Below are 9,760 nucleotides of genomic sequence, written 5' to 3'. Positions count from 1 at the left end.
GGTCCGGCCGCGGGCGCGGCGGCCCGTCGGGCCCTCCGCCTTGCGGCGGCGCGCGGCCCGGTGGTCCCCGGCGCGGGGGGCGGGGACGGCCGCGTCCCGGTCGTCGGAGAGGGCGGCGGGGCCGGGGTCGGCGTCGGCGTCGGGGTCCGGGTCGGCGGACAGGGCCGACTCCAGCCAGCCCGCCGAAGCGGTGGCGGTCGGCCGGTCCCCGCCACCACGGCGGTGGCTGCCCTGGATATCGCTCACGACGCTCGCTCCACTGGTCCGGTCCCGTTGGTACGGGCACGGCACCCTAGCGGAGCGCTCGTCACGCAACAAAGCCGCAGCACTACACAGCGTGTCGGCCGGGCGGTGGTGGTGTAAGGCCGCGCGCGTCGGTCAGTAGGCGAAAGCGCGCGCCGTGTTCGCCGCCAGTGCCGTGGCCATCGCGTCCTCGCCGATGCCGCGGGCCGCGGCCATCGCGCGGACGGTGAGCGGAATGAGGTACGGCGCGTTGGGCCGGCCGCGGTACGGCGCGGGGGTCAGGTACGGCGCGTCCGTCTCGACGAGCAGCAGCTCGGCCGGGGCCACCGCCACGGCCTCCCGCAGCGACGCCGCGTTCTTGAACGTGACGGTCCCGGCGAAGGACATGTAGTACCCGGCGGCGGCGCATTCGCGCGCCATCTCGGCGTCGCCGGAGTAGCAGTGGAAGACGGTCCGCTCGGGCGCGCCCTCTTCCCGCAGAATGCGCAGGACGTCGGCGTGGGCCTCGCGGTCGTGGATGACCAGCGCCTTGCCCTGCCGCTTCGCGATCTCGATGTGGGCGCGGAAGGAACGCTCCTGCGCGGCCATGCCCTCGGGTCCGGTGCGGAAGTGGTCCAGGCCGGTCTCGCCGACCGCCTTGACGTGGCCGAGGGCGGCCAGCGCCTCGATCTCGGCGAGGGCCTCGTCCAGGGCCGCCTCCCCGCCGCCGGGCCGCGCGCCCTGACGGGACCAGCCATCGGGATCCCCGTGCACGATCCGGGGCGCTTCGTTCGGGTGGAGGGCGACCGCCGCGTGGATGTTCTCGTACGCGGCGGCGGTCTCGGCCGCCCAGCGCGAGCCCTTCACGTCGCAGCCGACCTGCACGACGGTGGTGACGCCCACCGAGGCGGCCTTGCGCAGGGCCTCCTCGACCGTGCCGCTCTGCATGTCGAGGTGGGTGTGGGAGTCCGCCACCGCGACCCGGAGGGGCTCCGGGAGCGGCGGCGGGGTGTCCCGGTCGTCGTCTTTGCGGCGGGGGCTGGAAGGGCTGGCACTCATACGGGCGATCTTATGACCGCCACCGGGAGCGCCGCCCCGGAACCGGCCGCGGGCGCGGTGCCCGCGGCTGCCCCGGCCCCGGGCTCAGGCGCCGCGGATCCGCCTCCACAGGCGGCCCAGCAGGCCCTTGCCCTCGCTGTCGTCCCGCGCGTCCGGGTCGATCACGACCGGCCCGGGGGCGTCGTGCGACCGGGACCCCTTGCGGTGCCTGGCCGCCCGCGGCTCCTTGGGGTGGCGCGGGACGTCCGCGCCGGCCGGGACGGGTCCGGCGATGCCGGGCGCGACCCGGTGGTGGTAGAGCTGGTCGAGCATGCCGAGCACGGAGGAGACCTGCCCCTCCCGCATGATCCGCACCACGTGCCCACCGCAGTTCAGGCAGGTGGGGTTGGACAGCGGGGACGGGACCCGTTCGCCGCCCTTGACGGTGTAGACGATGAACGGCTGACCGAGTCCGTCCACGTGGTGTTCGATCGCGTACGCCTGTTCCCATCCGTAGCCGCACTTCATGCACGCGAAGGAGTAGGCCTCGCGCACGGTCCGTACGGGTGCGGCGGTGGGGGTGGTGGCCCTGGTGGTGGCCGTGGGGGTGGCCGTGGGGGTGGCTGTTCTGGCGGCGACGACGGTCGGTGCGGGCGCGACCGGCGGGGCCGCGGGAACCGGGGTGTCTGCGAGCTCACTCATGCCAGCTCCTCTTGTCCGCTGGTGTTTCACTAGCCAGTGGACGCCTGTTCCGGCGGGAGCGCATCAGGCCCTGTCCAGTGTTGGACGGCCTTTGGGCCAAGCATGCCCAAAGCGCCCCGTGCGCGGTCTGAGCTTTGCTTTTCAGCCTAACTCTTTACCGACTCACACCACTTTTTGTGCCGCGTTCTTTGCCGCCACCACCGCGTCGAAGACCTCGCGCTTGGGTACGCCGGCCTCGGCGGCGACCGCCGCGATGGCCTCCTTGCGCCGCTCCCCCGCCTCCTCGCGCACGCGCACCCTGCGCACCAGCTCCTCGGCGTCCACATCGCCGGGCGCCGCGGCGGGCGCCCCTTCGACGACCACCGTGATTTCGCCACGGACGCCCTCGGCGGCCCACTCGGCGAGCGCGGCCAGTCCGCCGCGCTTGACTTCCTCGTACGTCTTGGTCAGCTCGCGGCAGACCGCGGCCCGCCGGTCGGGGCCGAACACCTCGGCCATCGCGGCGAGGGTGTCGTCGAGGCGGTGCGGGGCCTCGAAGTAGACGAGGGTGCGGCGCTCGCCCTCGACCTCGCGCAGCCGGCTGAGGCGCTCGCCCGCCTTGCGCGGCAGGAAGCCCTCGAAGCAGAACCGGTCCACCGGCAGTCCGGACATGGCCAGCGCGGTGAGCACGGCGGACGGGCCGGGCACGGCCGTCACCTTGATGTCCTTCTCCACCGCGGCGGCGACCAGCCGGTAGCCGGGGTCGGACACCGAGGGCATCCCCGCGTCGGTGACGAGGAGCACCCGGGACCCGGCGAGGAGCGCCTCGACCAGCTCGGGGGTGCGCGCGGACTCGTTGCCCTCGAAGTACGACAGGACCCGGCCGGTGGTGTGCACGCCGAGGCCCTGGGTCAGCCGGCGCAGCCGCCGGGTGTCCTCGGCGGCGATCACGTCCGCGCGCTCCAGCTCGGTGGCGAGCCGGGGCGGCGCGTCCGCGAGGTCCCCGATCGGGGTGCCGGCGAGGACGAGGACGCCCGCCCGCTCGGTGGTCGGATGGACGGCTTCGGTACCTCGGGGCTGCGCAGTGGTCACCCCCACATCCTCTCAGCCCCGTGCCCCGCCCGGTCCCGGCCGCCCGCCCGGCCGCCCGCCCGGGCGGCTCCGTGCGCCCCGGTGCTGGGGTTCCCACAGCGCCGTTCCCTACGATGACCCGGTGACCAGTACCGCGACGCCGCAACCCAGCCCCGCGGGGGCCCCGCCCGCGCCGCCCGGTGGCGGCGAGAACGAGCCGCCGACCTGGCTGCGCCGCCTGCGCGGCTTCGGCTACGCCCCGCCGGGCGGACCGGGCGCGGGGCCGCGCGCCGATGTCCGTACGCGCCTGGTCCCGCCCTACGCGAAGCCTTCGGTGGCGCTGTGGACGGCGCTGGGCGTGCGCTTCTCGGCGACGGACACGGTGCTGCGGGTGCTGGCGTGGGCCGGGCCGCTGCTGGTGGCGCTGGTGGCCGGGGTGCTGCGGTTCGTGCACCTGGGCAGCCCGAAGGCGGTGATATTCGACGAGACGTACTACGCGAAGGACGCCTGGGCCACGGTCCAGCAGGGTTACGAGGCCAACTGGCCCAAGGACATCGACAAGTCGATCCTCGCCAACCCCGACGGGGTCGTGCTGCCGACCGACCCGGGTTACGTCGTGCACCCGCCGGTCGGCAAGTGGGTGATCGGGCTCGGCGAATGGATGTTCGGCTTCGATCCCTTCGGCTGGCGGTTCATGACCGCCCTGCTCGGCACCCTGTCGGTGCTGATGCTGTGCCGGATCGGGCGGCGGCTGTTCCGCTCGACCTTCCTGGGCTGCCTGGCGGGCGCGCTGCTGGCGGTGGACGGCCTGCACCTGGTGATGAGCCGGACCGCGCTCCTCGACCTGGTGCTGATGTTCTTCGTGCTCGGCGCGTTCGGGGCGCTGCTGATCGACCGGGACAAGGCGCGGGCCCGGCTCGCGGCCGCGCTGCCGGTGGACGACGAGGGCCGGACCAGGCCGGACCCGCTGATCGCCGAGACCCTGCGGCTGGGCCGGCGCCCGTACCGGATCCTCGCGGGCGTCTGCCTCGGGCTGGCCTTCGGCACCAAGTGGAACGGCCTGATCGTCCTCGCCTTCTTCGGCGTGCTGACCGTGCTGTGGGACGCCTCCGCGCGCCGGGTCGCGGGCGCGGGCAGGCCGTACGCGGCGATGCTGCGCCGCGACGCGCTGCCCGGGTTCCTGTCCACCGTGCCGGTGGCGATCGCGGTGTACATCGCCTCCTGGACGGGCTGGATCCTGAGCCCGGACAACGGCAAGGGCGGCTACTTCCGCGACTGGGCCAGGACGCAGGACCAGGGCAGCTCGATGTCGTTCCTGCCGGAGTGGGTGCGCAGCCTGTGGCACTACGAGACGGAGGTCTACAAGTTCCACGTGGGCCTGACCTCGGGCCACACCTACCAGTCGAACCCCTGGAGCTGGCTGGTCCTGGGCCGCCCGGTCTCGTACTACTACGAGTCCCCCGCGCCCGGCACCGACGGCTGTCCGGCGACCGCGGCGGGCAAGTGCGCCCGCGAGGTGCTGGCGATGGGCACCCCGCTGCTGTGGTGGGCGGGCTGCTTCGCGCTGCTGTACGTGCTGTGGCGCTGGTTCTTCCGGCGCGACTGGCGGGCGGGCGCGATCGCCTGCGCGCTGGCCGCGGGTCTGCTGCCCTGGTTCAACTACCAGGAGCGGACGATCTTCTACTTCTACGCGGTGGTCTTCGTCCCGTACCTGTGTCTGGCGGTGGCCATGATGATCGGGGCGATGCTGGGGCCCGCGGGATCGTCGGAACGACGGCGGGCGGTGGGCGCGATCGGAGCGGGGGTCCTGGTCCTGCTGATCGTCTGGAACTTCATCTACTTCTGGCCCGTCTATACCGGCCAATCGATCCCCGTCGACTCGTGGAGAGGCCGGATGTGGCTGGACACCTGGGTGTAACCGTCTGAACATGTTCAGACGGAAGTTACTCCTGGGGAGGGGGCTGTATGAACGGGGCAGCGAAGGGGGCCATCGTCGGCGGGGTGTTCCTGACGATGGTCGGCGCGGCGGGGTACGGGGCGTACACGCTGGTCGGAGGGGCCTCGGACGGCGGGAGCGGCAGCGGGGGCGCGACCCGGGCGGAGCACCGGACCGGGCCGCCCGACGCGAAGGAGACCGCCGAGACCGCCAAGGCGTTCCTGGCGGCCTGGGCGGCGGGCGACGAGCGGGCCGCGGCGGACCTGACGAACAATCCGGCGGTCGCGCAGGGCGCGGTGGGCGACTTCAGGACGAAGGCGTACGTGTCGAAGGCCGTGATCACCCCCGGTACGCCGACGGGGTCCAAGGTGCCGTTCTCGGTCGCGGCGGAGGTGACGTACCAGGGGGTCACCAAGCCCCTGGCCTACGCGTCCACCCTGACCGTGGTCCGCGGCCTGACCAGCGGGAAGGCGCTCGTCGACTGGCAGCCCTCGGTCCTGCACCCGCAGCTCCAGAAGGACGAGAAGCTGCGGACGGGCGCGCCCGCGGCGCCGCCGGTCAAGGCGGTCGACCGCGACGGCGCGGAGCTGACGGCGCAGAAGTACCCGTCGCTGGGGCCGGTCCTGGAGAAGCTGCGCACGGCGTACGGCCCGACGGCGGGCGGCACGCCCGGCGCCGAGACCTGGATCGAGCCGGCGGCGGCCGACGCCCCCCGGCGGGTCCTGCTGACGCTGGCGGAGGGCAAGCCCGGGCTGCTGAAGACCGTGCTCGACGCGGATCTGCAGGACGCCGCCGAGAAGGCGGTGGCCGCGTACCCCGAGTCCTCGGTGGTCGCGGTCCAGCCCAGCACCGGGCACGTCCTGGCAGTCGCCAACCACCGCGCGGACGGCTTCAACGCGGCGGTGCAGGGCACCCGGGCTCCGGGTTCCACGATGAAGATCGTGACGGCGGCGATGCTGATCGACCGGGGTGTGGTGAGCGCGGACAAGGTGGTGGAGTGTCCCAAGACGGTGTCGGGGGGCGGGCGTTCCTTCCACAACCTGGAGAACATGGAGCTGAAGGGCGCGACCTTCGCGACCGGCTTCGCCAAGTCCTGCAACACGGCTTTCATCGGCCAGATGAAGGCGGTCGGCGACGAGTCGGCGCTGGCGGACGAGGCACGTCAGGTCTTCGGCCTCGGGCTGGAGTGGAAGGCGGGCATCCCGGTCTTCGACGGTGACGTGCCGGACGCGGCGGGGCCGGAGGCGGCCGCCGAGTACATCGGGCAGGGCCGGATCCGGATGAGCCCGCTGAACATCGCCTCCGTCACGGCGACGGCGAAGACGGGGGTCTTCCGGCAGCCGGTGCTGATCGAGGAGGGCGTCGGTGAGCGGGTCCTGGCGCGGGCCGAGCGGCAGATGCGGCCGGGTACTTCGCGGCAGCTGGTCCAGATGATGCGGCAGACCGCGGCGAGCGGGACGGCGGCCGGGGTGATGGCCTCGGTCGGCGGGGACAAGGGGGCGAAGACCGGCTCGGCGGAGGTCGACGGCGCGGCGGCCCCCGACAGCTGGTTCACCGCCTTCCGCGACGACGTGGCCGCCGCGGCCATGGTCCAGTCGGGCGGCCACGGCACGGACGCGGCGGGCCCTCTGGTAGCCCGGATCCTGACCGCCTCCTGACCCGGGGCCGGCAAACCCAGCCCCGGCGCGGATCCGACTGCCGCGCAGCGGCGCCCCCGGCGGGCCCTCAAACGCCGGGCAGGCTGGATTTGGCTGGGCCGGGACCCCGGGGCGGCAAAGCCAGCCCCGCCGGCGATTGAGGCGCGGCCCGGGACACGGCCGACCCCCGGGGCGGCGAAACCAGCCCCGCCGGCGATTGAGGCGCGGCCCGGGACGCGGCCGACCCCGCCCAGGCGCCCACCACCCGCCACCGCCACCGGCAGGCCCCCACACGCCGGGCAGGCCGGAGTTGGCCGGGCCAGGACCCCGGGGGCGGCAAAACCAGCCCCGCCGGCGATTGAGGCGCGGCCCGGGACGCACCCGACCCCGGGCACGTGGCCACCACCCCGCTCGCTCAGAGGGCGGCGCGGAGGGCCTTGATCAGGGACTGGGGGCGGGGGTCGGCCGTGACCGACGGGGTCAGGGTGTTCGTGACGTAGCCGAAGGCGAGGCCCGACTCCGGGTCCGCGAAGCCGAGGGACCCGCCCCGCCCGGGGTGCCCGAAGGAGCCCGGGGACAGCAGCGGCGACGCCGGCCCGTGCAGCATGTACCCGTAAGAGAAGCGGGTGTTGACCACCAGCACCCGATCCGGCCCCCCGGACAGCTCCCGCCCGGCCAGGGCCACGGTCGACGGTGTGAACAGCCGCCGCCCGCCCCCCTCCACATCCCCGAGCGTGGCGGCGTAGAACCCGGCCAGCGCCCGCGCCGTACCGATCCCCGCCGACCCGGGCAGCTCGGCCCCCCGGTACCCGGGGTCGTTCTCGTCCGGCAGCGGAGTGATCGCCGCGAAGGCCCGCCGCGTCAGGGACGCCGGATCGGCGTACGCCTCGGCGACCTCCCGCTTGGGCCGGGTCCGCAGCCCGTTGGACGTCCGCGGGGCCTCCAGCGCGGCACTGCGCCCCACCCGGTGCGCCACATCCCCCGGCAGTCCGATCCAGAAGTCCAGCCCGAGCGGCCCGGTCACCTCCTCGGCCAGCCACCGCCCCAGCGACGCCCCGGTGACCCGCAGGACCAGCTCGCCCAGCAGCCAGCCGAAGGTGTGCGGGTGGTAGCCGTGCGCGGTCCCCGGCTCCCAGAAGGCGGCCTGCTCGGCGACGGCCCGCGCCCCGGACATCCCGTCGGCCGCCTGCGCGGGGCTCAGCGGCCGGTCCAGCGCCGGCACCCCCGCGCGGTGCGCGAGCAGGTCCCGGACCAGGGTCCGCTCCTTGCCGCCCGCCTTGAACTCGGGCCAGTACGCCGCCACGGGCGCGTCCAGGTCGAGCAGCCCCCGCTGGTGCAGGAGCAGCGGCACGGAGGCGGCCACCCCCTTGGTGGCGGACCGTACGATCTGCGCGGTGTCCCGCTCCCACGGCGCCGCCCCCACACCCCCGGCGCCACCACCACCGGCGCCGCCATCCGCGTCCCGCACCCCGCCCCACAGGTCGACGACCTTGCGCCCGTCGCGGTAGACGGCGACCGCCGCACCCCGGTCCCCGAGCGCCTCGAAGTTGCGTACGAAAGCGTCCCGGACCGGCTCGAAGCCGTCCGCCACCTCACCGTGAATGTCCACGAGCGGTCCAACACCCGGGAATCCGTGCTTATGCCACGGACACCGATCGGGGATCGAAGCCGAACGGCAGCTCCAGCCGGTGCGCCCGCATCAGCTCCTCGTCGCACAGGAGGTCCTGCGTGCGCCCGTCGGCCGCGATGACCCCCTCGCTGAGGATCACGGCCCGGGAGCACAGCTCGAGGGCGTACGGCAGGTCGTGCGTGACCATCAGCACGGTGACATCCAGCGACCGCAGGATGTCGGCCAGCTCGCGCCGCGAGGCCGGGTCCAGGTTGGACGACGGCTCGTCGAGGACCAGGATCTCCGGCTCCATGGCCAGCACGGTCGCGACGGCGACCCGGCGGCGCTGCCCGAAGGAGAGGTGGTGCGGCGGCCGGTCGGCGAAGGCGGCCATGCCGACCTGCTCCAGCGCGCCCCGCACCCGGCTCTCCAGCGCGGCCCCGCGCAGCCCGGCGGCGGCCGGCCCGAAGGCCACGTCCTCGCGGACGGTCGGCATGAAGAGCTGGTCGTCGGGGTCCTGGAAGACGATCCCGACCCGGCGCCGGATCTCGGCGAAGTTCCGCTTCTCCACGGGCAGCCCGGCGACGGTGACCGAGCCGACGCCCCCGGTCAGGATGCCGTTGAGGTGCAGGACGAGCGTCGTCTTGCCCGCGCCGTTGGGCCCGAGCAGCGCGACCCGCTCCCCGCGCCCGACGGTCAGGTCGACCCCGAAGAGGGCCTGGTGCCCGTCGGGATAGGCGTAGGCGAGCCCGGCCACTTCGAGGGAGGGGGCGGATGCGGAAGCGGAGGAGGGGGCGGATGCGGTCACAGGGTCCATCCCATCAGACAGACGGCGAGCGCCGTCACGGGGAGTACGGCCGCGTACGCCCACTGGGCGCGGGTGGCGGTCACCTCGTCGATCACCGGCATGGAACCGGCGTAGCCGCGGCTGACCATCGCCAGGTAGACGCGCTCACCGCGCTCGTAGGAGCGGATGAAGAGCGCGCCCGCCGTCTTGGCGAGCACGCCCCAGTGCCGCACGCCGCGCGCCTCGAAGCCGCGCGAGCGGCGGGCGATCGTCATCCGGCGCAGCTCGTCGCTGATCACGTCGCCGTAGCGGATCATGAACGAGGCGATCTGGACGAGCAGGGGCGGCAGCCGCAGCTGCTGGAGGCCCAGCAGCAGCGCCCGCAGTTCGGTGGTGGACGCCAGGAGTACGGACGCGGCGACGCCCAGGGTGCCCTTGGCCAGGACGTTCCAGGCGCCCCACAGGCCCGAGACGCTCAGCGACATCCCGAGTACCTCGACCCGCTCGCCCTGCGCCACGAAGGGCATGAGGACGGCGAAGGCGACGAAGGGGACCTCGATCAGCATCCTCTTGAGGAGGAACCCGGCGGGGATCCGGGCCGCCGCGGCCACCGCCGCGAGCAGGACGGCGTACAGGCCGAAGGCCCACACCGCGCCGCGCGGGGTGGACACGACGACCACGACGAAGCAGAACGCGGCGGCGAGCTTGCAGTGCGGCGGCAGCGCGTGGACGGGGGTGTGCCCGTGCCGGAAGAGCTTGTGGGCGTGACCGGCGCCCAT

Annotated in this window: 8 protein-coding genes and 1 pseudogene; 2 read left to right on the top strand and 7 right to left on the bottom strand. The window is 74.1% G+C overall.

Features of this window, described 5'->3' with window-relative positions; all coding sequences use genetic code 11:
- From ABT084_RS25795 to rsmI, 4 genes and pseudogenes are all read right to left on the bottom strand, one after another.
- Positions 1-246: pseudogene (locus ABT084_RS25795) on the bottom strand (hypothetical protein); the annotation flags it as partial.
- A 132-nt stretch (positions 247-378) separates the two neighbouring features.
- Positions 379-1,281, bottom strand: a complete 903-nt coding sequence (locus tag ABT084_RS25790; protein ID WP_351048340.1) for a TatD family hydrolase — start codon at positions 1,279-1,281, stop codon at positions 379-381.
- Between the two features lie 84 nt (positions 1,282-1,365).
- The gene (locus tag ABT084_RS25785; protein ID WP_502969199.1) at positions 1,366-1,962 is read right to left on the bottom strand and encodes a hypothetical protein; all 597 of its coding nucleotides are present in this window, start codon (positions 1,960-1,962) and stop codon (positions 1,366-1,368) included.
- 162 nt (positions 1,963-2,124) lie between these two features.
- Positions 2,125-3,033, bottom strand: coding sequence for a 16S rRNA (cytidine(1402)-2'-O)-methyltransferase (gene rsmI / locus ABT084_RS25780; RefSeq protein WP_351048337.1), 909 nt, complete (start codon positions 3,031-3,033; stop codon positions 2,125-2,127).
- A 121-nt stretch (positions 3,034-3,154) separates the two neighbouring features.
- On the opposite strand from rsmI, the gene ABT084_RS25775 reads away from it, so the two are divergent.
- Both ABT084_RS25775 and ABT084_RS25770 read left to right on the top strand, forming a co-directional pair.
- Positions 3,155-4,930, top strand: coding sequence for a dolichyl-phosphate-mannose--protein mannosyltransferase (locus ABT084_RS25775; RefSeq protein WP_351048334.1), 1,776 nt, complete (start codon positions 3,155-3,157; stop codon positions 4,928-4,930).
- A 47-nt stretch (positions 4,931-4,977) separates the two neighbouring features.
- Positions 4,978-6,606 (top strand): penicillin-binding transpeptidase domain-containing protein, encoded by a 1,629-nt coding sequence (locus tag ABT084_RS25770; protein WP_351048333.1) that lies wholly within the window; start codon positions 4,978-4,980, stop codon positions 6,604-6,606.
- A 394-nt stretch (positions 6,607-7,000) separates the two neighbouring features.
- Here the strand turns inward: ABT084_RS25770 and ABT084_RS25765 are convergent, their stop codons facing one another.
- The 3 genes from ABT084_RS25765 to cbiQ are packed head-to-tail and all read right to left on the bottom strand — an operon-like array spanning position 7,001 to position 9,760.
- A complete protein-coding gene (locus ABT084_RS25765) occupies positions 7,001-8,194 on the bottom strand; it encodes a serine hydrolase domain-containing protein (protein ID WP_351048330.1) in 1,194 nt (397 codons plus the stop codon).
- Positions 8,195-8,222: 28 nt separating this feature from the next.
- The gene (locus ABT084_RS25760) at positions 8,223-9,011 is read right to left on the bottom strand and encodes an energy-coupling factor ABC transporter ATP-binding protein (protein WP_351048327.1); all 789 of its coding nucleotides are present in this window, start codon (positions 9,009-9,011) and stop codon (positions 8,223-8,225) included.
- Positions 8,999-9,760, bottom strand: coding sequence for a cobalt ECF transporter T component CbiQ (cbiQ, locus tag ABT084_RS25755; RefSeq protein ID WP_351048324.1), 762 nt, complete (start codon positions 9,758-9,760; stop codon positions 8,999-9,001). Before cbiQ ends, ABT084_RS25760 begins: the two co-directional genes overlap by 13 nt.

It is taken from the genome of Streptomyces sp. NPDC002138, assembly GCF_040296485.1.
Lineage (GTDB): Bacteria > Actinomycetota > Actinomycetes > Streptomycetales > Streptomycetaceae > Streptomyces.
This window is presented reverse-complemented; position numbering and strand designations above follow the sequence as displayed.

Bases quoted from the DNA above. Each gene is read 5' to 3' on its own strand.
- ABT084_RS25790 (WP_351048340.1), bottom strand. From the start codon at position 1,281: ATGAGTGCCAGCCCTTCCAGCCCCCGCCGCAAAGACGACGACCGGGAC.
- ABT084_RS25785 (WP_502969199.1), bottom strand. From the start codon at position 1,962: ATGAGTGAGCTCGCAGACACCCCGGTTCCCGCGGCCCCGCCGGTCGCG.
- ABT084_RS25770 (WP_351048333.1), top strand. From the start codon at position 4,978: ATGAACGGGGCAGCGAAGGGGGCCATCGTCGGCGGGGTGTTCCTGACG.
- ABT084_RS25760 (WP_351048327.1), bottom strand. From the start codon at position 9,011: ATGGACCCTGTGACCGCATCCGCCCCCTCCTCCGCTTCCGCATCCGCC.
- cbiQ (WP_351048324.1), bottom strand. From the start codon at position 9,760: ATGGGCGCCGGTCACGCCCACAAGCTCTTCCGGCACGGGCACACCCCC.